Source organism: Marinobacter sp. AN1 (genome assembly GCF_026013985.1).
Taxonomy (GTDB): Bacteria; Pseudomonadota; Gammaproteobacteria; order Pseudomonadales; family Oleiphilaceae; genus Marinobacter; species Marinobacter segnicrescens.
Genome location: NZ_CP110342.1, coordinates 804,006 through 826,646, shown reverse-complemented (window position 1 = coordinate 826,646; position 22,641 = coordinate 804,006). Strand labels below are relative to the sequence as shown.

Genomic DNA, 22,641 nt, shown 5'->3' with positions numbered 1-22,641 from the left:
TCCTGTGCGGCGTGTTCGCTGTGCGACCTGTGGCCCCAAGTTGGAAGAGATTCGATGGCTGGCCGGTCGACAGCGCCTGACAGCCGGCATGGTCAACTGGGTCGAATCCCTGGTCCGCTTGATGCCGGTGCAGCATGTGGCTCAACTGTTGGGGTTGCTGCGTATTCCAGACCAAGGTTGCCACTGATTCCAGACGAAGCCTGCCACCCATTCCACGCGAAAGCTGCCACTGATTCCACGGCAAAGCTGCCACCCCGGCAGGCTGCCTGAAGCTCCATCAAAATCGTCCGGCGCGGGATAACTTAACGGTACTCTGACCCTTTTCATCCGGAGATGGGCCCGATGCCAGCGAAGAGGTTATCCATGCGTAAGATCAAAGAAGTTCTTCGCCTCAAGTGGGAGCGAGGGCTGAGCAACCGCCAGATTGCGGCGGCCTGTGGCGTCAGCCGTCCCACCGTGAGCGAATACCTGCGCCGCACGGTTGAGGCCGGTCTGAGCTGGCCGTTGCCAGCGGATCTGGATGAGGCCCATCTGGAGCAGTTGCTGTTCCCGCCGCCACCGGACCTGCCGGCACAGGCCAGAGGTATACCCGACTGGCAACACATTCGCGACGAACTCACGGGCAAGAATGTCACCCTGTTCCTGCTCTGGCAGGAGTATCGGCAAGCCAACCCGGACGGTTATCAGTACAGCTGGTTCTGCGAGCACTACCGGGCCTGGCGGGGCAAGCTGGACCTGGTGATGCGCCAGGACCACCGGGCCGGTGAGAAGCTGTTCGTGGACTATGCCGGCCAGACCGTGCCCGTCATTGACCGCACCACCGGAGAGATCCATGACGCGCAAGTCTTTGTCGCGGTGATGGGCGCATCCAATTACACCTACGCCGAAGCCACCTGGAACCAGACATTGCCGGACTGGATCGGCTCTCACACCCGGGCCTTCCAGTACCTGAACGGAGTGCCGGAATTAGTGGTCCCCGACAATTTAAAATCGGGCGTTACCAAGGCTCACCGATACGAGCCGGACCTCAATCCAACTTACCAGGATATGGCTACCCATTATGGGATCGCCATCGTCCCCACGCGCGCCCGTAAGCCCCGCGACAAGGCCAAGGTGGAAGGGGGTGTGTTGATCGTCGAGCGCTGGATCCTGGCAGCGTTGCGCCATCGCCAACACTTCTCACTGGGGCAACTCAACGCCACCATCCGTGAGCTGCTGGAGCGGCTGAACACCCGCCCCTTCCGCAAGTTACCCGGCTGCCGGCGCGACCACTTCGAACAGTTGGACAAGCCGGTCCTGCAACCGTTGCCGACGGAGCCGTACGTCTACGCGGAGTGGAAGAAGGCCCGTGTTCACATCGACTACCACGTGGCCATCGACGGGCATTACTACTCGGTGCCCTACACCCTGATCAAGAAAGAGGTGGAGGTTCGCATCACCCACAACACCATCGAGTGCTTTTACCGGGGCAACCGGATCGCCAGTCACCGGCGTTCCGACCAGAAGGGACGGCACACCACCATCGCCGCGCACATGCCCGAATCCCATCGCCAGGCTGGTGAGTGGTCGCCGGAACGGCTGATCGCCTGGGCAGCCAAGACCGGACCGGCGACGGAGAAGCTTATCCGCACCGCACTGGGTGCCCGCAAGCACCCACAGCAGGCTTACCGCTCCTGCCTGGGCATTCTCCGGTTGGGTCAGAGCTACGGCGAGTCCCGGCTGGAGGCCGCCTGCCAGCGCGCCCTGATGCTGGGCAGCTGCCGCTACAAGAGCATCGAATCCATCCTCAAGCATCGCCTGGATCAGCAGCCCCTGGAAGAGCAACAGGAGCTGGCCTTACCCGACACTCACGACAACATCCGTGGCCCCGCCTACTACCACTGAAGGACCTCTGACATGCTGAAACATCCCACACTGGACAAGCTCCACGCCCTCAAACTGACCGGCATGGCCGCCGCCCTGGCGGATCAGTCGGCCACTCCCGACATCACCGATCTGAGCTTCGAGGAGCGCCTCGGGCTGCTCGTGGACCGGGAAATGACCGAGCGAGATAACCGGCGCATGAGCAGCCGGTTGCGCCGTGCCAAGCTGCGACACACGGCCATCCTCGAAGACATTGACTACCGGAACTCACGCGGCCTAGACAAGGGGCTTGTACAGTCCCTGGCTGGCTGCCAGTGGGTCAAAGAACACCTGAACGTGCTCATCACTGGTCCCACCGGGGTTGGCAAAACCTGGCTGGCCTGTGCACTGGCACACAAGGCCTGCCGGGAAGGCTACACCGCACAGTACGTGCGCCTGACCCGACTGATGCGGGAGCTGACCATTGCCAAGGGCGACGGCCAATACTCAAAACTCCTGACAAGTCTGGCCAAGGTCGACGTGCTGATCCTGGATGACTGGGGGCTGATGAAGCTGAGCGCGGAGAACCGAAGGGACTTGCTGGAGGTGCTGGAAGACCGACATGGCCGGCGCTCCACTATCGCCACTAGCCAATTACCCATCGAGGAATGGCATGGCGTGATCGGTGACGCCACTCTGGCAGACGCCATTCTGGACCGGCTCGTTCACAACGCCTACAAGATCAGTCTGCGGGGCCAATCCATGCGAAAGCGGCAGGCAAAGTTGACGGACACTACGGCTTCGGAGTAAGAAGAGAAACCCCGCGTCGCTACGCTCCGATGGGTGGCAGCCTTGCTCCGGTCCGGGTGGCAGGCTTCACGTGGAATGGGTGGCAACCTTCGGCGGTTTACGCAGGTTGCATTGGCATACGGTCAAAGCCATTGATCAACATCGGCTTGCCCGTGAGGTTACCGAACCAGACCGCAGCCAGATACATCGCCTGATCATGGACGAATTTGCCCTGTTCAAGGGCCACCGTTACGCCACCGTTGTGATCAATGCCGACACTCAGCAGGTTCTATGGGTTGGTGAAGGTAATAGCCGACAGGCTATACGGCCCTTCTTTGAATGGCTGGGGCCGGAAGCTTGCGCCCAGGTCGAAGCGGTCGCCATGGACATGAACACGGCTATGGACCTGGAAGTCCAGCACCACTGCGTACAGGCCCGTGTTGTTTACGACCTGTTCCATGTCGTGGCCAAGTTCGGTCGGGAAGTGATCGACCGTGTCAGGGTTGATCAGGCGAACCAGCTACGTCATGACAGACCGGCGCGCAAGGTGGTTAAACGAAGTCGCTGGTTGCTGTTGAGGAACCGAGGCAACCTCAAGGCCGAACAGGCTGTGAAGCTGGAAGAGTTGCTGCAAGCCAACCAGCCCTTGATGACCGTTTACCTGCTGAAAGACCAACTCAAAGAACTGTGGTATGCCCCGTCTGAAGCCGAGGCCAGACGGCGCTGGAACGAATGGTTGGAGTTGGCCATGAGCAGTGGGCTGGCGCCCGTGCAGCAGTTTGCTCGGCGCCTTAAAGGCTACGTAGAGGGGATCGTTGCCAGTGCGACCTACCGCCTGAACACCAGCGTCCTGGAAGGCATGAACAACAAGATCAAGGTGATCAAGAGGATGGCGTATGGCTACCGGGATAACGGCTACTTCTTCTTAAAGATAAAAGCAGCGTTTCCCGGTAAAGCGCGATGAACCTTTTTTTATGGCTAGACAGAATGGCACCCGTCAGGTGTCAACAGAGTGCATTTCGCCCGTTGCGGCTGAGAAAACCTTAAAATACTGTCCGGGATTAGTTGACCACTACACATTCGGGAAAATCTGGATTTTAGAGCTGAATTCTTGAAACAACCTGCACCACTTTTTGGGCGTAGGTGAGAGGCATTGATAAACCCACCTCAGGCAAAGCCTATCTAACGGTCAACTGCTACTCGCGACCGTCAGATTCCAAAGGCGCTCTTCCCTGAGCCAAATGTTTCTAAGGGGACCTATCCTTTGTTTACACCGAGAACCTACGGCGGGCAGCACCGAGGCCAAGGAGGCCAAGACCTAGAAGCCCCAAAGTTCCCGGCTCTGGAACTGAACTCGTGAAGTTATCGAAGCCGAGGCCGACACCAAACTCTTTAGTACCGGCAAATTCGAAATTGATCTGATCGAAGACCGCACCATTGAGTTCGAAAAACCAGGGCAAACCGTCCCTTGATAAAGTTCCGTTGTTGAATCCTTCTGGGCTTGCTACTGACAGAACCTCGCTACCATTGTTTAGCGCAACCACGTTCCACTTCTCGGTTCCCTGGCCGGTGTTGCCATCAATATCCCAAATCTCACCGGAAGCGCCGGTAACGATCCCATCATAGAAAATGGAAAGGAAGATTGACCCGCTGCCTCGCTGGCCAATTTCTCCCTCGGTGCGAACGAACCAATTGCCCAGGCCCGGAGTTCCATTCGAAAGATCTACATCCGGCGATGAAACCTGGTCGGTTATGAAACCCTGTGGGTTGGCGTCGTCTCCACCTGATGCCTCGATGAAGCCTCCAGAAAACACCACGCCATTGGTACCTTGGTATTCATTAGTTATCGCATCGTTATCAAGGAGGCTCCGAGCATTTGCATCCTCAAAATCTATGAAGCTGGCAGCTGCGGACCCAGACGTAAGGATCGCAATCGCAGCACCAAGTCCTGTCATCTTACGAATCATCATGAAACTCCTTCTTGGGGTTGACTCGCCGTACTAGAAAGCAAAATTCCAACCAACAAAAAATATCGTCTATATTTCATGATGTTAAAAACAAAACCACCAATGAAAGACTGCCTTATGTAAAGAAACCCGACACTTCCCTAAAGAGCATCAATCTTTACAGAGCGGGAGGAGACAACAAACGGAGACCGATATACCCTCGCTTTGCAGCGTGTCCCGCACTGTTCCCCGCATTCCAGCCAGGGCAAAATCGCGACAAGAGAGCCACTTAGAGAAGCCAAATGGTAAAAACGGAACCTACATTGCTCAGGACTGACTGTCGTTCGCCCAGACATACAAATAAAAATGGCCCTGAGCAGGCCAACCTCAAAAGCCTCTCAATTACGTCGGTTATATTTACACATCTGACTCCAGCGCATAGCCAGTAAAAAGAAACCTTCAATAAATTCAGCTTGATAAGTCGGGCCGGCTTGAAATTTGCAAAAGGGCGAACGACTCGCTCCAGAAAGTTATCTCTGCATCATTTGATGTGGCATGGGGTTCTGTTTCCAAAAACGTTAGTGATTTGAGGTATCAAAAAATGAAGAAGCGAATACTTTTAGGCATTGCTGCCGCAGCAATCTCCGCTCAACCGGCATCCGCTGCTCTAATCAGTTGGACAGACTGGACATCCGCCACGAACGGTGCAGCAGGCTCAGCTTCGGGCACTATGGGAAGTGTCTCGGTTGAATATTCGGGTGACGTGAATTTTGCACAGCTGGGCACCGGTACGAATTATTGGACGGAGGGCACACCGGCACCCTATACCGCCAGCAGCTTTGTCGACAATGCGCCGACAGCATCTGAAATGATCGCTATGAGCCGTTCTGGAATCACAAACACAATCACCTTCTCCTCCGCCGTCGTAAATCCGATTTTCGCTATAGTCAGCCAGGGCCGGAATAGTCTTCCAGTAAGCTATGATTTCGACAGGCCCTTCACAGTGCTCAGCGAAGGTGAAGGATATTGGGGGAACGGGACGTATACGGTATCAGGCGGTGACATCCTCACCGGCAATGAATTCCATGGTGCCATTCAGTTTCAAGGGATCGTCAATTCGCTGAGCTGGGAAGCCGATCCAGAAGAGTTCTGGCATGGCTTCACTGTAGGAGTTGCAGCCGTTCCGGAGCCAGGGACCCTCGCTCTACTCACTTTGGGCCTTGCAGGACTTGTAACGGTGCGCTCCCGTAGCAGCTGAAAGCTGCTTCGTCATGGCCATTGAGAACGGCTTTACGGTCTCAATGGCCATAGTAAGCGCACACTCGATTGGAAAGCCATTGATCCTATAAAGATTTTACTTGATCGTTGCCTGAATGATGACCGTCATCACCCAAAGGAATACCTTTCAGCGTGATAGTTCATGGAGAATGCGCGTTTCCTCGGCATCGGCAAACTGCGTCAAGACTTGGTGAATCAATGGCAGATATCCAATACCGTTCATAGCTGTTGTTCTCCCTGTAACAGTCAACGATTCTTGCTTGTGCGACTGGCATTGTAGTCCCAGTCAGTAAGCCGTGACTATTTGAGATCGCATTTCAATCAGCTTCCTGCCCCGGCTAACCGTCACCATGCCCCTCCACCCGGAAACACTTCGTAACCAAACTGTTTCAAGAAATACACCTTGGCGCCGTTACGTTTCATTATAGTGAGCATCATTTACAACAACAGTGTCTGGAGTACCCCTGTGAAGCGTTTGCTTTCCCTGTCGTGGCGACAGAAGTTCGGGTTGTTGATTGCAGCAACCCTGATCGGGCTGGTTTTGGTAGCCCTGGCGGCCTTGCGTGGCCTCGACCAGGTGTCGGAGTCCTATGAGGACCGTTCCTCGGCCAACCGGTATCAGAATGCATCACTCACCCTGTGGGGCGAGTGGCTGCGGGTTGAGACGCTGAGTAACGACCTGGAGGCGGCCGAGGTGGATCAGTACCAGCAACAGCTGGATGCACTGGAGAACCAGGCGGCGCAGTTGGTAGCCCAGGCAGGGGCGATCTCCGATGAGGGCATACAGGCAACAGCCACCGAAATTCGCGAGCAGGTGTCTGCCTATGTCGCCTTGCGTCGCCAGTGGCTTGAGCAGCGCCAGGCCCTGGGCCTGAATCCATCGTCAGGGATCCATGGCGAGCTGACCAAGGCCATGGATGAAGGACTACGCCAGATCAGTATCTCGATCATGAACGACGATATCGAGCTGGCCATGACCACCTACTCGGACTATCTGAACAACTTCACTCCGGAATCCGCTGAGCAGACTCACCAGGCCATCGATGGTATGGAGGAAACCATCACCAACATGGACTGGGGAGACAATGACCTGGGGCTGGCGGTAAAAGCGTTTGCCGGAGCCTTCGAGCGGGCGGAAGACCAGATCAACGCCATTATCGGGACGGAGCAACAGCTGGCCTCTCTGGGAAGTGAGCTGGAAGCGGTCATCGAACGCCAGAACCAGTCGCTGGAAACCGGACTTGTCGCCAGCACCACTGCCCGTGCTGAACAGGCCAGGGACGCCTCGGCGTGGCTGGTTATTATCGTATCCGGCGTGGTACTGGTGGTACTGGTGGTCACCCTCACCCAGGCGTCCCGCACCCTGGTCGGGCGGCTCAAGGATGCCGCCACGCTGCTGTCACGGGTCGCTGCTGGTGATCTCAGTGAGCGCCTGCAGATCGGCCGCAACCCCAATGACGAGTTCAATGCCCTTGGTGGTGCGTCCAACCAGATGGTAGACGATGTCTCCGGTGTTATCCGTGAGGTGCTCGACGGCAACCGGGACTTGGCCCGCCTGCAGGATGAACTGCAGCAACTGGTCCGCCAGATGAGCAGCAACAGCGAGCAGGTGGAAGCCCAGACCGAACAGGCCGCCGCCGCGGTGCAGGAAATTTCCCATACAGCTTCAGACATCGCCAAGCTGACCAATACCGTTAACCAGTCCACCCAGCAGGCCAGTGAGGCCGCCAGCCATGGCGCCACGGTGGTACGCAGCAATGGCGAGATCATGCAGGACCTGTCGGGCAAGATCCGCCAGACCCATGAGCAGGTGAAGAGCCTGAGCAAGACCGGCGAGAAGGTAAACACCATCGTCGACACCATCAATGGCCTGGCCGAACAGACCAACCTGCTGGCCCTTAATGCTGCCATCGAGGCGGCCCGTGCCGGCGAAGCTGGCCGGGGCTTCTCGGTAGTGGCAGACGAAGTACGCTCCCTTGCGGAAAAAACCGTCTCTGCCACCGCCGGCATCGCCGATATCGTCGACGCCCTTAACCGGGAAACCCGTGAAATCGGCGCTTTGATGGAACAGGGCCTGCAGCAGGCAAACTCCGGTGAGGAGAGTGCCGGCGAGGCAGTCGTGGTCATTGAGAAGATCACCCAGTCGATCCAGTCGCTGGCCAGCGACATGGAGCAAGTGGTGTCCTCCGTTGAGGGTATCTCCACCACCACGGAGGAGATCGCCCAGAAGGTTGAGCACATCCACGGCAGCGCCCTGGAGTCCCGCACCATCCGTGGCCACCTGGAAGACCATACCCGGGCGCTGGGGGACTGTTCCGAGTCCCTGAACCAGGCGTCTTCGGGTTTCCGCCTGGCCTGAACCTGCAGCCGCCGGGGGCCCTTGCCCCGGCGGCCTTCGCTGCTTTTACGGAAATTACTGCCCTTTCAGGTGATACAAAAACGGCTTTCTCCTCTATCCTTGCGGGTAATCCCCAAACTGACGGAAAGAGGAGTCTGACATGATCAAATCCCGAGCCGCCGTAGCGTTCGAACCGAACAAGCCCCTGGAAATCGTGGAAGTGGACGTGGAACCGCCCAAAGAGGGCGAGGTGCTGGTCCGCATCGTTGCCACCGGCGTTTGCCACACTGACGCCTATACCCTTTCAGGCGCCGATCCGGAGGGCATCTTCCCGGCCATCCTCGGCCATGAGGGTGGCGGTATCGTCGAGCAGGTGGGCCCTGGTGTTACCGGGCTTGAGGTGGGCGACCATGTGATCCCGCTGTACACCGCCGAATGTGGTCAGTGCAAGTTCTGCACTTCCGGCAAGACCAACCTGTGCGGTGCCGTACGGGCCACCCAAGGCAAGGGTGTGATGCCGGATGGTACCTCCCGTTTCTCCTATCAGGGCAAGCCCATCTATCACTACATGGGCACTTCCACGTTCTCCGAATACACCGTGCTGCCGGAAATCTCCCTTGCGAAGATTCCCAAGGATGCCCCGCTGGACAAGGTTTGCCTGCTGGGTTGTGGTGTCACCACCGGCATTGGCGCGGTGCTGAACACCGCCAAGGTTGAGGAAGGCGCCACCGTGGCCATCTTCGGCCTGGGCGGCATTGGCCTGGCCGCCATTATCGGCGCCACCATGGCGAAGGCGGGCCGTATTATTGCCATCGACATCAACCCGGCCAAGTTCGATATCGCCAAGCAGTTGGGCGCAACCGATGTGGTCAACCCTAACGACTACGACAAGCCACTGCAGGAAGTCATCATCGATATGACCGACGGCGGTGCGGACTACACCTTCGAGTGCGTCGGTAACGTCAAGCTGATGCGGGCCGCACTGGAAGCCTGTCACAAGGGGTGGGGCGAGAGCACCATAATCGGTGTGGCCGGTGCCGGTGAGGAAATCAGCACCCGTCCGTTCCAACTGGTCACCGGACGAGTCTGGCGTGGTTCCGCCTTTGGTGGCGTAAAGGGTCGTACCGAGCTGCCGGGCTACGTTGCCAAGGCCCAGTCGGGGGAGATCCCGCTGGACGTGTTTATCACCCACGAAATGCAGCTGGAAGACATCAACAAGGCCTTCGACCTGATGCACGAAGGCAAGAGCATTCGCTCAGTGGTGCACTTCTGACGCAATAACCCTCCCTGTGGCGGCGCGGGTCAGGCTGGCCCGCTGTCCGCCTGCAGGGCCGCGCCGGGAACCCGGTCGGCTCCCCAGCTGCGATAGACCATGTCGCTGATTCGCTGGACGTCTTCTGCAGGGACGATTTCCGGATCCCCCCGCTCCAGCGGGTCGAAATGGAAGATATACAGCCGCGAGGCGAACTCCTCGAAGGGCAATGACGCCTCCCCGAAACGCTCTCCGTTGCCTGATGTGCTCACAACGATCTCATCACCCCAGTTCTGCCCGCTGTCGTTATTGGGGTTGAAAAAGTACACCCGCATCTCGTCCTGCTGATCCAATCCGACCCGCAGTATGGTAATGGCATGCCAGCCGATAAACCGGGCCGCACTGTCGGTGACGGCGATGCCCGCAGGCTGGGGGTGGATCAGTGGCTGGTTGCCGTTGTAATAGGGGTGGTAACTGACATAGAAGTGACGGAGGAACCCATCCAGGTCCTCCAGTTGCCCCGTCGCCACGTCCACGTTAATACGGAAGCCGCGACCGGACCACCAGCCATGGAATTCAGGGTTCACCCAGCGGTGGGGGTCCCCTTCCCGACCGGCGCACATGCGCCCCATCTCCGCGTAGATACGATCCAGGTGAGGCACCACCAGCAGGGAGACCGGATCCAGGTCCAGGGTGACCTCCGCCGCCACGCCGGATTCGCTGAGGCGGGATGAAACCGGCTGCCCCTCGAAGTGCATGATGATTTCGTCATCCCTGGCGGCCCAGGCGACCATCTGCAGCAGGTAATCCGGGTCGTTGTAGGCCCACATGGACAGGGCCCGGGCCGACTGGCAGGTGGGATTGTTCCCCTGCCCCACGCCCAGTGGCTGGCCCAGCATGGACAACACACCCTGGATCAGCCAGGCCCGGGGTTCCGGCGCCGGCCCGAAGGCCATTCGCAAGCGCTCTTCGGAAAAGGGCGATACCGGCAGCAACACCTGGCGCCAGAGCGCCGGGGCCACGGGCGGCTGGTACAGGATGCCTCGCTCAAGCATCAGTGCCAGGCCATACACGCCCTGGCAGGTTTCCGGGAAAATACCCTCGTGAATCAGGGCGTGGACCAGTTCCTGGTAGCAGAGAAGGCAGTCCCGGCCGGTACTCGACAGGCCAAGGGCCTCACCCAGGAAGCTGGGGCTGGCATTCAGCAGGTAACGTATGAGTACCGCATGATAGGGTGAAACCACGCCCGTATCGTGCATGGCCCGGGCGCAGCCGGTGGCTTCGCTTTGCAGGGCCACCGAGTCCATGGTGCGCAGGCGTTCCTGGTAGATCTCCACACCAGGATCTTCGCGGCAGGCCTGGGTCGGGCCAAACAGACTGCTGATCAGCCGGTCAGCACCCTGCCCGCTGCCGCCAAGGTCGATATCGGGGTTGGCCCGGCACAGAGCGATCTGGGTGATCATCTGACGGACATCACCCACCTGGATGGGCCGTTGGTTCAGCATTCGCCAGATCTCGTCGATCAACTGATCAATAACGTGCTCGTAGCCAATACGCTCGGCCAGGTGGCGGATAACGTTGCGGCTGATGGTCGCCAGTTTCCCCTGCTGCTCCCGCTCCGCCTCCGAAGGGGTGCCAAAAAGCAGCTCCAGGTTGATGGCCAGAACCTGGGCCAGGTAATGGTGGGCCTGTTCCGCCGAGATGTTGGGATGCAGGTAGCGCCCCATGGCCACAGCGAGCAACCTCAGCTCGCTGAGGGCCTCGACAACCACGGTTTCCATCTGCGGACTGCGCAGGGAGTGGCTGGTCAGGGACGGAACCAGGATCTGCGGGTGAGCCCAGTCTGAGCCCTCAAAAACCCCGCATTGCTCGATAGCCTCGGCACGGGTTTCCACCTCGGCACAGCCGCCCTCCACCATCAATACCTGGCGGGCACTGTCCAGCAGGCGGGGCATTTTTGACAGCCTGGCGAACGGAGGGCTTGCAGCCACCAGTTCAATGGCGTCATCCAGACGTTTGACCCGGACGGCAAGCTTTTGCGCCGCCTCAGTGGACATCCCATGTTCATTGTTTTCGATCAAAACCCGAAATCCTCAGGGCATGCAGCCCGTAGCTGGTGTAGTGCATCGTCTTTTCTTGATGCACCACACGGATACTTCAGGTTGATTATACATAGAAGTCCAGGTCTTCCTGATGTTTCAGCAGGTCCCGCATGCGATAGGGATCGTCACCGAAGAAGTAGATGAGCCCCCAATGGGTGCCAAAGGCAGTCCGCTTGGTGACGGTTTCTTCCATTGGCGGTGTCAGCTCGTGGGACTCGAAGTACTCGTGGTCCTCGGTCTCTTCCGGCATCTCCAGCCGGCTGACCACCCGGCGACGGGGATAGACGCCAAAGCATCCTGCGTAGCCTTTAGCATCCACCACCTCTTTCGGGAAGAAGGCAGTAATCTCCTCATCCGTGGTCTTCGGATCAAAGGCCAGGATCATTCCCTGGTAGGCGTTAAAGCCATAGGCCCGCTCCAGTAACTCGAACACCTTGAAGCCCGGCGGGCGATAGGCCACCTCACCGAAGTACATGGTGCCGTCGCTGGTCACGAAATACTCCGGGTGCACAAAACCGAAGTCGATATCGAAGGTCTTGATCAATTTCTCGATCTCGGCCGTGATCTGCTGCCGGTACTTTTCCAGGTCGGGGGTGGCAGGCACGAACACGGAATAGCCCAGGGTGACGTACTCGGAGATGTTCAGGAAGCGGATCTTGCCGTTGTGAATCCACGCCTCTACCGCGAACTCCCAGCCGTCCAGGTGGGACTCCATCAGTACCGGGAACTCCTCGTCGGGGATGGTATCCACTTCGTCCGGTGTCCGGATAACACGGTGACCAAGGCAGCCGGCCTTGTCGAAGGCCTTCAGGTGGATCGGGTCGTTGGGGTCGCCATCCAGTTTCAGCAGGGTCTGGTTCACGCGCTTGAGAAAGCGAATGACGTCTTCCCGATCGTGGGCTTCCTCGAAGATACCCACCCGGATGCCGCCAAGCTGGGCACGACGCTTCATCAACGCCTTGTCCCGCAACAGCATGGCCTGGCCAAACAGGCGGGGGTTATCCAGCAGCACCGAGTTGATAGCGCCGGCCCATTCGACGGTTTCCTCGAACAGGGGGATGGCCACATTGACACCCATGTCTTTCAGGGTCTGGGCAATCTCTACCGAGCGGTCATTGAGGCGCTCGAAATTCCAGGGCACGTAGGGGATATCGTGCTCTTCACAGTAGGGCTCGGCCCAATCAGGGGCTACCACCACGTACTGGCGATCAAAGGATTCGGCGGCCTCCACGGCGTTGAGGCTCCAGCCCAGCAACGCCACATAGCCCTTGTCGGGGTTAAACTTGCGCTCACGCTTTGCCATGGTTACTCCTTGAGTGTGCGATATTTCACATTTCTAAAGAGTATACTCATCAACGACTTTCACAGCTCATCGCCATTCCGGTCGCCTTGACAGGCAAATCGTTGTTTTTTAAAGATATAAACGACAGGCAACAGGATCAGATCGATTAAGTCTTAGAGCTGCTCATTCAGATCAGGATCGAATATAGCCCGGGCGGGCAGAGAACCCGGAGCCTGCGTAATCCGTGTTACACAGGCCCCGGGAGATCGTTTGTCAGGCGTCTTCCTTAAGGCCCAACGTGGACAGGGTGCGCTCACGCACCTGGTTCAGCAATGCTTCATCATCCACCAGGGACTGGCCATAGGACGGGATAAGTTCCCGCAGACGTTCCTGCCATTCCGGGGTCTTGGCACGTTCGCCAAAACAGCGGTGAATAACATCAAGCATGGCATGGGCCGCGGTGGATGCTCCTGGTGACGCACCCAGCAGGGCAGCCAGGGAGCCGTCCTTCGCCGCCACGATTTCAGTGCCGAACTCCAGCTTGCCTCCGCCTTCCTTGGTTTTCTTGATAATCTGCACTCGCTGACCGGCATTCTGCAGTTTCCAGTCCTCCTCCCGGGCGTCCGGGAAGAAGTTACGTAGAGAGGCCACCCGGTCACTGTGGGACTGGAACACCTCGCCGATCAGATAGCGGGTCAGGTCCATGTTGGTGCGACTGACAGACAGCATGGGCCTGAGGTTGGTGGGCTTCACCGAACCAAACAGGTCGAACACCGAACCCTGCTTGAGGAAACGGGTGGTAAAACCGGCAAAGGGGCCAAACAGCAGGGCCGGCTCACCATTGATAATCCGCGTATCCAGGTGCGGTACAGACATTGGCGGAGCACCGATGGGCGCCTTGCCATAGACCTTGGCGTGGTGCTGGGTCACGATATCCTGCTTCTGGCAGACCAGCCACTGGCCACTGACCGGAAAGCCACCATACCCCTTCGATTCATCAATATCGGACTTCTGCAACATGGGCAGGGCGCCACCACCGGCACCCAGGAACACAAAGCCGGCCTTGATCTTCTGCGTAGCGCCGGTTTTCTGATTCTTGACCCGGACCGTCCAGGAGCCCTTCCCTTCCTTGCGGTACAGATCCTGCACCGGGGAACTCAGCATCAGTTCGAAGTTGGGCGTGCTTTCCAGGTACTTGACCATGCTGCGGGTCAGCGAGCCGAAATCCACATCGGCGCCGTGCCCAATACGGGTGGCTGCCACTCGCTGCATGGGGTCGCGGTTCTTGACCACCAGCGGCATCCACTCCTGCAGGGTTTCCGGGGACTCGGTGTATTCCATCTCCCGGAACAGGTGGTGGGCCTTGAGCTTTTCATAGCGACGCTTGAGGAAGGCCACGCCATCGTCACCCCAGACAAAGCTCATGTGGGGCGTGCGATTGATAAAGCTTTTCGGCTCCGGCAGCATGCCTTGTTCGACCAGCCAGGACCACAGCTGCAGGGAGATCTCGAAGGAAGAGTTGATGGTCAGTGCGCGGTCAATGCTCACGTCGCCATCGTCGTTTTCGGGGGTGTAGTTGAGTTCGCAGTAGCCGGCGTGGCCGGTACCGGCGTTGTTCCATCCGTCAGTGCTTTCATGGGCTACGTGATCAAGACGCTCCACCATGACGATGTCCAGGGACGGATCAAGCTGCCTGAGCATCATGCCGAGAGTGGCGCTCATGACGCCACCGCCGACCAGCACTACGTCTGCCTTTCTTACAGCCATTTGCTAGTCACCTTAGCGAGTTATTGAACCTGTCGGGCCCGCCACGATCAGCAGCACTGCCCGGAAAGTGTGACATTATCCCGGTTTTGGCGGGGATAATAAAATGCTGAGCATGCCAACTATTCACGCCTGAAAGAGGCAGACTCTCGGGAATTCTGCTGTTATTTAGCGCACCATGATGCGCACTATCACGTACGCAGTCACCGCAACTTTAGTCGGATGTTGAGGTAAAAACCCTTCACCTGCCATAGGGGATTACCGGGTGCTTACCTTTGAAACCGTTTTACGGTAACGTCCACGCCCACAGGAATACGAACGGATGTGTCGCTCCGTTCAGTGACTGACCTGTTCTTTCATCTTGCTGAGGGATATTGGATGCTGCTTGCCCTGCTCGCCATTGTTGCCGGCCTGGTCCTGCTGGTCTGGAGTGCTGACCGTTTCGTGGATGGCGCTGCCGCCACCGCCGCGCACCTGGGTATGTCTCCCCTCTTGATAGGCATGGTGGTGATCGGTTTTGGCACCTCGGCGCCAGAGCTTGCGGTGTCTGCCATCGCGGCGACCGATGGCAACCCCGGCCTGGCGCTGGGTAACGCCTACGGCTCCAATATCACCAACATTGCCCTGATTGTTGGCCTGGTGGCGCTGGTCAGCCCTATCCAGGTGCACTCCCAGATCCTGCACAAGGAACTGCCCATCCTGATCGGCATCACCCTGCTGGCCGGCTGGCAGCTGCTGGATGGCAACCTGTCCAGGCTGGACGGCTGGATACTGCTGGCAGTGTTTGCCGTGGTGATGGGCTGGTCCATCGTGCAGGGTATCCGGGGTAAAGGTGATGCACTCGGGGGCGAAACCGAGTCGGAACTCGCCGCACACCCCATGCCCCTGAACCGGGCACTGGTGTGGCTGGTAGTCGGCCTGGTGCTATTGCTGGTCAGCTCCCGCATGCTGGTATGGGGCGCGGTCTACGTGGCCCAGGCGCTGGGCGTCAGTGACCTGATCATCGGCCTGACCATCGTCGCCATCGGTACGTCGCTACCGGAGCTTGCCGCCGGCATCGCCTCCGTTCGCAAGAACGAGCATGACCTGATACTGGGCAATATTATCGGCTCCGGCATCTTCAATACCCTGGCCGTCGTGGGTATGGCCGCGGCTATCGAGCCCATGGCGGCTGAAAGCACTATTCTCTACCGGGACTGGTCCGTCATGGCTGCCGTCACCCTGGGCCTGTTCCTGATGGCCTTCGGCCTGTTTGGCGCCAAGCGGCTTATCCGGCGCTGGGAGGGGGCGGTGCTGATGGCCGTCTACATCGGCTACACCGGGTACCTGGCAAGCACCGTCATCAGTGCGGCTCGGGCCAGTGGCGTACCGGCGCTATAACTGGCGGCTCCGGGGGTCTGCTGCCAGACGCCCGGCTTCCGAAGGCAGTTTCCCGCTATCGGGCCTCACCGTCGCCCAGCAGTTCTTCCATCTGGCTTCTCACCTGGGCCATCAGCTCCGGCAACTGTTCCCTGGTCATGCCCGATGTATCTATCGGCTTACCCACCTGCACCTCTACCGGCTGGCCCAGGTTGATCTTCCAGCTGCGAGCCTGAAGCACGTGGTGAACGCCGCGAATGGCCATGGGCACTACCACCGCCTCGGTATCCAGCGCCAGGTGAAAACAGCCCTTCTTGAACGGCTGCAGCCGGGCATCGCTGGAACGGGTACCCTCCGGCGCTGCCCATAGCACGATTCCACTTTCCATCATTGCCCTTGCCCGGGCCAGGTCCTGCACCGCGCGATTGCGATTGTGGCGGTCAATGGACGGGAATTCCGCCGCCTTCATGGCGCCCCCAAGCAGGGGAATCCTGAATAGCTCCTTCTTGGCCAGCATGCGTATGGACCCGGGCATGGACACGAAGGTAATCGGAATATCGTAATGACTGGCGTGCGTGCTCACTATGATATACCGCCGGCCATCACCAAAGTCTGGCACTTCGCCCCTTACGGTCAGGTTGGCGCGAACCATCCTCAGCAAGGTGGTGGACCAGCCCCGGGTGTAGGCGTCCACCGTGCTTCGGTCCAGCCGACGCACCGCGGCCCTGCCCAGTACTAGCAGGCTGTAGATCGCTGTCAGGCCAAGTGAGCCAAGGATCACGGCCACACGCCGCAAAAGCGTCGCGGATTCGGTAAGGGGGTTGGCTCTGAGGCGAATCATGCGGGGGCGGATCTCCATGGGTGTGGTAGGGAAAAGCCGCCGATTATAGCGCTTTGTAGCAAACGGTATCCAAGCCAGAACTGTTTATTATTTGACCAGGCCGGTCGGCCGAACTAAATCTGATAAGTACACGTCGTCCGAATACGGGCATTTGCAGCTACCGTTAGCTGTCATTCCGAATCCGCTCAGGGAGCAAGACATGAACAATAATCCTGATCTCCACGCCCGTGCCACGGCACTTTCACAACAGGTCGCAGCACCCGCCGCCATTTTCTGCTTGGCAGCGCCGGCGTACTCGCCTCGGTGCCTCTGCTGGGCCTCGCCCCCCTGGCGCGAGGGGAAGAACCCAAAAGCCTGCCGGACTATGCCGCCTGGAAAGAGCGCAACGCGCTGATCGTCCACAGCGCCAATACCATGGAAACCCGCCGAGACGCGATTGGTGCAGGGGTCGTGACCCCGTCAGACCGACTGTTTGTTCGCAACAACCTGCCTACGCCACCCGTGGAGGTCGTCGAGAACGCGGATGCCTGGGAAGTGTCGATTGAAGGAGTAAGGAACGCCCGCAGCCTTACCCTGGCCGAGCTCAAGAACATGAACGTCACCTCTGTCACCACGGTGCTTCAGTGCTCCGGGAACGGCCGCGCGTTTTTCCCCCATGGTGCCAGCGGAACCCAGTGGTCGGTCGGCGCAGCTGGATGTGTGGTGTGGACCGGGGTGCCCCTCAAGGATGTGGTCGAGGAACTCGGCGGCGTTGAGGATGGCATGAGCTTTATTACGAGCACCGGCGGCGAAGAGCTGCCCGCCGGGCTTGACCCGAAAACCGTCATCGTGGAGCGCTCGGTGCCAACGCGGGCACTGGAAACCGCCATTCTCGCCTGGGCCATGAACGATGAGCCCTTGCCACTGTCTCACGGCGGTCCGCTGCGGATGGTCGTTCCGGGGTATTACGGGGTCAACAACGTCAAGTACGTCAAACGGGTTGCGTTCACCGACAAGGAAACCGATGCCAAGATCCAGGCTTCCGGCTACCGTATCCGGGACGTGGGCAAATCCGGCGCACCGGAACAACCTTCCATGTGGGAAATGAACGTCAAATCCTGGATTACCACTCCCCTGGAGAAAACCCATAAGGGCCGCAACCTGATTTACGGCGTTGCGATGGGCGGCGCAGTAGCCGTGGAGAGCGTTGAAGTCTCCACCGATGGCGGGGAAACCTGGCAGGAAGCCCGCTTTGTGGGACCGGATCTTGGCCAGTACGCCTGGCGGCCCTTTGTGTTCGCGACCGATCTTTCGCCGGGCGAAGTGCGCCTTGTGAGCCGCGCAACGTCAGCCAGCGGCGAAACACAACCGAAGGGTCGGACGGATAACGAGCGGGGTTACGGCCATAACGGCTGGGAGGACCATGGCGTGACGGTGCAGGTAAGCTGACGTGCGGCCAGGCTGGATTATCCCGCTGACGGCGGGACTGCTGTTCTCATCTCCGGGCCTCGCCGGACCCTCCGGGGAAGAGCCCTCCGTGGAAGAGGGCCGCAAGGTGTTTACCGAACTCGCCCAACCCGGGTGCCCGATATGTCATACGCTGGCGGATGCGGGTGCCACCGGGGCCATTGGGCCGGACCTCGACGAACTGGCACCCGACGAGGCCAAGGTCGCCGCAGCCGTGACCAATGGCGTCGGCATTATGCCGGCCTTCAATGAAACCCTTACCAGTGAGCAGATTGCCGCGGTGGCCCGGTACGTGGCCACCGTGACCGGTCAATAACCTGCCTGGACTCAGGATTGCCGGAAGGTCAGGGCAACCGAGTTCATGCAGTAACGCTGCCCTGTGGGGGGCGGACCATCAGGGAAGACATGGCCCAGGTGGCTGTCGCACCGGGGGCAGCGGATCTCGGTACGGGTCATGCCGAGGCTGTGGTCTTCCAGGTAACGGATATGGTCGTTGTCAAATGGCTCGAAGAAGCTGGGCCATCCGGTCCCGGAATCAAACTTGGACGCCGAACTGAACAGTGGCAGGTCGCACAGGCGACAGTGGTAGACGCCGTCCTGCTTGTTATCCAGCAGGGTGCCGCAGAATGGGCGCTCGGTGCCATGGTCCAGCAATACCGTGCGCTCTTCCTGGCTCAGGTCGGCGGCCAGCCGGTCAACCTCGGCGGGCGAGAGTGGGGACAGGTCATAGCCTGCGGCAGATGTGCTCATGGTCGAACCTCCGGAACGGGGCGGCGGCCGGGCCTGACGAGCCAGGACCGGTCAGACCGTTTTCAGCCTGTCCGGATACACTTCCCTGACCTTTTTCAGCTTGGGCTCGGCGACCGCCATGATGTAGGGCTGCCGGGGATGCTTGCCGGCAAAGTTCTGATGATACTCCTCGGCCGCGTAGAAATCCCGGAGCGGCTCGAGGCTGGTGACCACAGGGCCCGCAAAAATACCGGCCTGGTCAATCTGGCGGATATAGTCTTCCGCGACCCGACGCTGCTCCGGCGTTTCATAGAAAACGGCCGAGCGGTACTGCGGCCCCCGGTCATTGCCCTGGCGGTTCAGCTGGGTCGGGTCGTGGGCCACCGAGAAGAACACCCGGAGCAACTCGCCATAACTGATAACGGCGGGGTCGTACTCGACCTCCACGGCCTCGGCATGACCTGTCTGGCCGGTGCATACGGCATCGTAGTTGGCCGTCTGCGCATCTCCCCCGGCATAGCCGGAGGTCACCCGCTGAACGCCATTCAGGGTAAGAAACACAGCTTCCACACACCAGAAACAACCACCAGCCAGCACAGCCTTCTGCAGACCCTTGCCTTCCGGCTCAAGGTCATGGGGCGGGGCCGGGAAACGGTCCCGGGGAATGGTCATCCCGGAAACACTGCAGGTCATACTCATCGCCTGTTTCCTCCATTTTCAGGCATTGTGGACAACCGGTCAGGGTGAAGGTTCCCCCTGGAGAAGCCGGCTGATTATTCACAAGGCCCATTGTGTAAACTTTATACGCTGATTTCCAACTGCGCCAACCGGGTTGTGAACCGGTAGCAACGAGCCATGCGCCCCAACCCACAACCTTGTTCCCCGACCAGCATCCGCGAACGTTTCAGAACAACAATGCGCCCAGTGCGGCACAAGCCGGGGCCAGCACCCAAACCGGCATCCTCGCGACCGAAAGCGCCCACCAGGTACCCAATACAAACGCGAGCCCTGCAGGGGAATTTACGGCAGACGTCCATACCGGATCATAGAGCGCTGCCAGTAGTAACCCAACGACACCGGCGTTGACACCGGCAAGGGCTGAACGGGCCCGCTCATGGCGACGCAGCCATTGCCACAACGGCAGGCCGGCAAACACCAGCAGTACTCCCGGCAGGAACACCGCCAACAACGCCAGTACAGCGCCGGGCACGCCACCGGAAATACCCCCCAGAAAGGCAGAAAAAGTAAACAGCGGGCCCGGAACGGCCTGGGCCGCCCCATACCCGGCCAGGAAGGTATCCGCCGACACCTGGCCAGAGCCCACGAAGCCTTCCTGTAACCACGGCAACACCACATGCCCACCGCCAAACACCAGCGCGCCGGAGCGATACATCTCGGCTGCCAGCCACCGCATGGACCCTGCCTCCGCTGGCAGGAATGAAGCCAGCAACAGCAGCATGAAAGCCACCGCGAACACCATCGGGCGCCGGCCCTGGACCGGTAACGACAGTGCTTCGCCGGCCTTGCTCGGCGGCACCCGCCTCATGAACCCGACGAATCCGGCCAGCGTCAGGGCGGCCATCTGGATCAGCGCGGAACCGGCCAGCAGCAGAATGACCGCAACCATCAGTGCCAGGCCCTGACGCAAGGCATCGGGACACAGGTTGCGGCCCATCTGCCATACTGCATGCCCCACCACGGCGACCACGAAGAGCTTCAGACCGCTCACCCAGCCCCCTTCGGCCGCATCCGGCCAGAGACTCAGACCAAAGGCGAACAGTGCCATCAGAATGGCAGAGGGCAGCGTGAACGCAAGCCATGCGGCCAGGGCTCCCCGGTAGTGGCCGCGCAGAAATCCGATGGCCAGCCCGGTCTGGCTGGAGGCAGGCCCTGGCAGCAGCTGGCACAGGGCCACCACTTCCCCGTAGGCACCCTCGCTGAGCCAGCCGCGCCGGCGAACGAACTCATCATGGAAATAGCCGAGGTGGGCCGCCGGACCACCAAAGGAGGTCAGGCCCAGACGCAGGAAAATCGCAAACACCTCCCTGAACGAGGCTTTTTCACTCACAACGGATTACCTCCGGCTGGACGTGGAATCACACAGACGTAAGGATACGTCGTATTTACGGGTCGGTCCTGAGGGACCATACTGTTTTGTAGCCCATGACAACAATGGCACCGGATCCAAGAAATGACCGCACAGGCTCCTGTACCCAACGATGACGACTGGCTACGCTACCGGCTCAGCCTCAGACTGGGGGCTGTCCATGCCCGGCAGCGCCTGAGCATTGAAAGGGAATCCGAACAGCGGGTGACCGGCCGTGACCATCGCTCCTTTCACCTGGAAAACCTCTACAGCGCCCACGGTTTTATCCGTACCTGCCTGAAACTCTCCGGCCTGCTGAAGCGGGGGCAGAGCAACAGCAGGCGTCTGCAAACGGTTGAGCAACGCTTTCCCATCACTTCCCTGCCAGAGGCCTTTGACGGATTCCGCATCCTTCACCTGACAGACCTCCATGTGGACATGGACCCGGCCAACCTGGAAGCGGTGATCCGCCAGATACAGCCCCTGGAGTATGACCTGTGTGTATTGACCGGAGATTACAGGAAGCTGACCTGGGGCCCGGTGGATGCAGCACTCGAAGGTATGGCACAGCTTCGCGAAGCCATCAGGGGCGATGCCCTGGCGGTTCTGGGCAACCATGACAGCATTCGTATGGTGCCGGCACTGGAAGAAATGGGCTACCGGCTCTTGCTGAACGAACACCAGGCCATCGAGCGTGGCGACCAGGCACTTTATATCGCCGGTGTCGACGACGCCCATTATTACAAGGTGCACAACCTGCAACGGGCGGGCGATGACATTCCGGAAGGTGCCGTATCGCTGCTGTTGAGCCATACCCCGGAAATCTGGCGGGAAGCGGCCCATGCCGGCTACGACCTGTTCCTGTGCGGGCACACCCACGGCGGCCAGATCTGCCTGCCCGGCGGCCTGCCCGTAACCCTGGATGCTGACTGCCCCCGGGCCCTTGGGCGTGGCTACTGGCGCCATAATGGTATGCAGGGCTACACCTCTCCGGGTGCCGGTACCTCAGTGGTCAATGTGCGACTGAACTGTCCGCCGGAAGTCACCATTCATACTCTGGTCCGGGGGCCGGATTAGGGCTGTGGTATCGGTCTTCAATGGGGCTGTTTGCGGATCCCAAGCTGGTATAGCAACGGGGAAAACACCATGTTGGCGGTGACGAACAGCAGCACTACGCCGATAGCCTGCCAAAGAGGAAAGTCCAGCTGCCACCAGGCGTAAGCCACCGGCAGTACCGACTCCGGCAACTGGTCAAGCCCCGACGCCCGGGCACTGGGCTCCAACGCCATACGGCGCTTGATAAAACTGCTGAGCAGGTCGCCCCCCAGGGCCAGGGCTGCGAACACAACCCCGAATGAAACACTCAACCCCATCACCGGCGCGAACACCGTACAGGACAGCAACCCGGCCACCAGGCCTCGCCAGGTCTTGCTTCGCCCCAGCAGCGGCTGACCGTCCCACAGACGCAGCCCACCATCCACCGGGGCCGAAAAGCGGTGTTGCAACAGCCTGGCCGCCACCACCGGAGCGCCGTTGGCAAGGACCAGCAATAACAGCAGCCAGACTGTGATCATGGATCGGTCGATC

Annotated in this window: 19 protein-coding genes and 1 pseudogene; 11 read left to right on the top strand and 9 right to left on the bottom strand. The window is 59.6% G+C overall.

The genetic code is table 11. From position 1 onward, the window contains the following. The first annotated feature begins 4 nt into the window (after window positions 1-4). The 4 genes and pseudogenes from LJ360_RS03720 to LJ360_RS03705 all read left to right on the top strand — a co-directional run. Window positions 5-187, top strand: a complete 183-nt coding sequence (locus tag LJ360_RS03720; protein WP_264996083.1) for a hypothetical protein — start codon at window positions 5-7, stop codon at window positions 185-187. A 155-nt stretch (window positions 188-342) separates the two neighbouring features. Beyond that, window positions 343-1,884 carry an IS21 family transposase gene (gene istA, locus LJ360_RS03715; RefSeq protein ID WP_264995291.1) on the top strand — a complete coding sequence of 514 codons (1,542 nt, stop codon included), beginning with the start codon at window positions 343-345 and terminating at the stop codon, window positions 1,882-1,884. 12 nt (window positions 1,885-1,896) lie between these two features. After that, window positions 1,897-2,652: an IS21-like element ISSpu5 family helper ATPase IstB gene (gene istB / locus LJ360_RS03710; RefSeq protein ID WP_264995290.1), complete on the top strand. Its 756-nt coding sequence runs from the start codon at window positions 1,897-1,899 to the stop codon at window positions 2,650-2,652. A gap of 106 nt (window positions 2,653-2,758) precedes the next feature. Then, window positions 2,759-3,595, top strand: a pseudogene (locus LJ360_RS03705) (ISL3 family transposase); the annotation flags it as partial. Window positions 3,596-3,899: 304 nt separating this feature from the next. On the opposite strand, the gene LJ360_RS03700 reads toward LJ360_RS03705, so the two are convergent. Continuing rightward, window positions 3,900-4,601, bottom strand: coding sequence for a PEP-CTERM sorting domain-containing protein (locus LJ360_RS03700; RefSeq protein ID WP_264995289.1), 702 nt, complete (start codon window positions 4,599-4,601; stop codon window positions 3,900-3,902). A gap of 577 nt (window positions 4,602-5,178) precedes the next feature. On the opposite strand from LJ360_RS03700, the gene LJ360_RS03695 reads away from it, so the two are divergent. From LJ360_RS03695 to LJ360_RS03685, 3 genes are all read left to right on the top strand, one after another. Then, the gene (locus LJ360_RS03695; protein WP_264995288.1) at window positions 5,179-5,835 is read left to right on the top strand and encodes a PEP-CTERM sorting domain-containing protein; all 657 of its coding nucleotides are present in this window, start codon (window positions 5,179-5,181) and stop codon (window positions 5,833-5,835) included. Between the two features lie 486 nt (window positions 5,836-6,321). Further along, a complete protein-coding gene (locus LJ360_RS03690) occupies window positions 6,322-8,214 on the top strand; it encodes a methyl-accepting chemotaxis protein (RefSeq protein WP_264995287.1) in 1,893 nt (630 codons plus the stop codon). A gap of 139 nt (window positions 8,215-8,353) precedes the next feature. Beyond that, window positions 8,354-9,466 (top strand): S-(hydroxymethyl)glutathione dehydrogenase/class III alcohol dehydrogenase, encoded by a 1,113-nt coding sequence (locus LJ360_RS03685; RefSeq protein ID WP_264995286.1) that lies wholly within the window; start codon window positions 8,354-8,356, stop codon window positions 9,464-9,466. A gap of 29 nt (window positions 9,467-9,495) precedes the next feature. Here LJ360_RS03685 and LJ360_RS03680 read toward each other — a convergent pair whose 3' ends face one another. From LJ360_RS03680 to mqo, 3 genes are all read right to left on the bottom strand, one after another. Then, the gene (locus LJ360_RS03680; RefSeq protein WP_264995986.1) at window positions 9,496-11,502 is read right to left on the bottom strand and encodes a hypothetical protein; all 2,007 of its coding nucleotides are present in this window, start codon (window positions 11,500-11,502) and stop codon (window positions 9,496-9,498) included. A gap of 109 nt (window positions 11,503-11,611) precedes the next feature. Next, window positions 11,612-12,850, bottom strand: coding sequence for an ATP-grasp domain-containing protein (locus LJ360_RS03675; RefSeq protein WP_091848713.1), 1,239 nt, complete (start codon window positions 12,848-12,850; stop codon window positions 11,612-11,614). 252 nt (window positions 12,851-13,102) lie between these two features. Continuing rightward, entirely contained in the window at window positions 13,103-14,596 is a 1,494-nt protein-coding gene (gene mqo / locus LJ360_RS03670; RefSeq protein ID WP_264995285.1) for a malate dehydrogenase (quinone), read from the bottom strand. A 375-nt stretch (window positions 14,597-14,971) separates the two neighbouring features. Between mqo and LJ360_RS03665 the strand changes: the two genes are divergently transcribed. Next, entirely contained in the window at window positions 14,972-15,973 is a 1,002-nt protein-coding gene (locus LJ360_RS03665; protein ID WP_091848715.1) for a calcium/sodium antiporter, read from the top strand. A 55-nt stretch (window positions 15,974-16,028) separates the two neighbouring features. Here LJ360_RS03665 and LJ360_RS03660 read toward each other — a convergent pair whose 3' ends face one another. Beyond that, window positions 16,029-16,793 (bottom strand): lysophospholipid acyltransferase family protein, encoded by a 765-nt coding sequence (locus tag LJ360_RS03660; protein ID WP_264995284.1) that lies wholly within the window; start codon window positions 16,791-16,793, stop codon window positions 16,029-16,031. 303 nt (window positions 16,794-17,096) lie between these two features. Between LJ360_RS03660 and LJ360_RS03655 the strand changes: the two genes are divergently transcribed. Both LJ360_RS03655 and LJ360_RS03650 read left to right on the top strand, forming a co-directional pair. Further along, window positions 17,097-18,221, top strand: coding sequence for a sulfite oxidase (locus LJ360_RS03655; RefSeq protein WP_264995283.1), 1,125 nt, complete (start codon window positions 17,097-17,099; stop codon window positions 18,219-18,221). A 1-nt stretch (window position 18,222) separates the two neighbouring features. Next, a complete protein-coding gene (locus tag LJ360_RS03650) occupies window positions 18,223-18,555 on the top strand; it encodes a c-type cytochrome (protein ID WP_245742437.1) in 333 nt (110 codons plus the stop codon). Between the two features lie 11 nt (window positions 18,556-18,566). Here LJ360_RS03650 and msrB read toward each other — a convergent pair whose 3' ends face one another. From msrB to chrA, 3 genes are all read right to left on the bottom strand, one after another. Further along, complete coding sequence (gene msrB, locus LJ360_RS03645) at window positions 18,567-18,989, bottom strand: peptide-methionine (R)-S-oxide reductase MsrB (protein ID WP_264995282.1); 423 nt, start codon at window positions 18,987-18,989, stop codon at window positions 18,567-18,569. A gap of 51 nt (window positions 18,990-19,040) precedes the next feature. Next, entirely contained in the window at window positions 19,041-19,667 is a 627-nt protein-coding gene (gene msrA / locus LJ360_RS03640; RefSeq protein ID WP_264995281.1) for a peptide-methionine (S)-S-oxide reductase MsrA, read from the bottom strand. Window positions 19,668-19,872: 205 nt separating this feature from the next. Further along, window positions 19,873-21,036, bottom strand: coding sequence for a chromate efflux transporter (chrA, locus tag LJ360_RS03635; protein WP_091848720.1), 1,164 nt, complete (start codon window positions 21,034-21,036; stop codon window positions 19,873-19,875). Between the two features lie 123 nt (window positions 21,037-21,159). Here chrA and LJ360_RS03630 point away from each other — a divergent pair, with 123 nt between their 5' ends. Further along, window positions 21,160-22,131 carry a metallophosphoesterase gene (locus LJ360_RS03630; RefSeq protein ID WP_091848721.1) on the top strand — a complete coding sequence of 324 codons (972 nt, stop codon included), beginning with the start codon at window positions 21,160-21,162 and terminating at the stop codon, window positions 22,129-22,131. 17 nt (window positions 22,132-22,148) lie between these two features. On the opposite strand, the gene LJ360_RS03625 is transcribed toward LJ360_RS03630, so the two are convergent. Continuing rightward, on the bottom strand, window positions 22,149-22,628 hold the full coding sequence (locus tag LJ360_RS03625; protein WP_091848722.1) for a CDP-archaeol synthase: 480 nt from the start codon (window positions 22,626-22,628) through the stop codon (window positions 22,149-22,151). Window positions 22,629-22,641 lie beyond the last annotated feature (13 nt).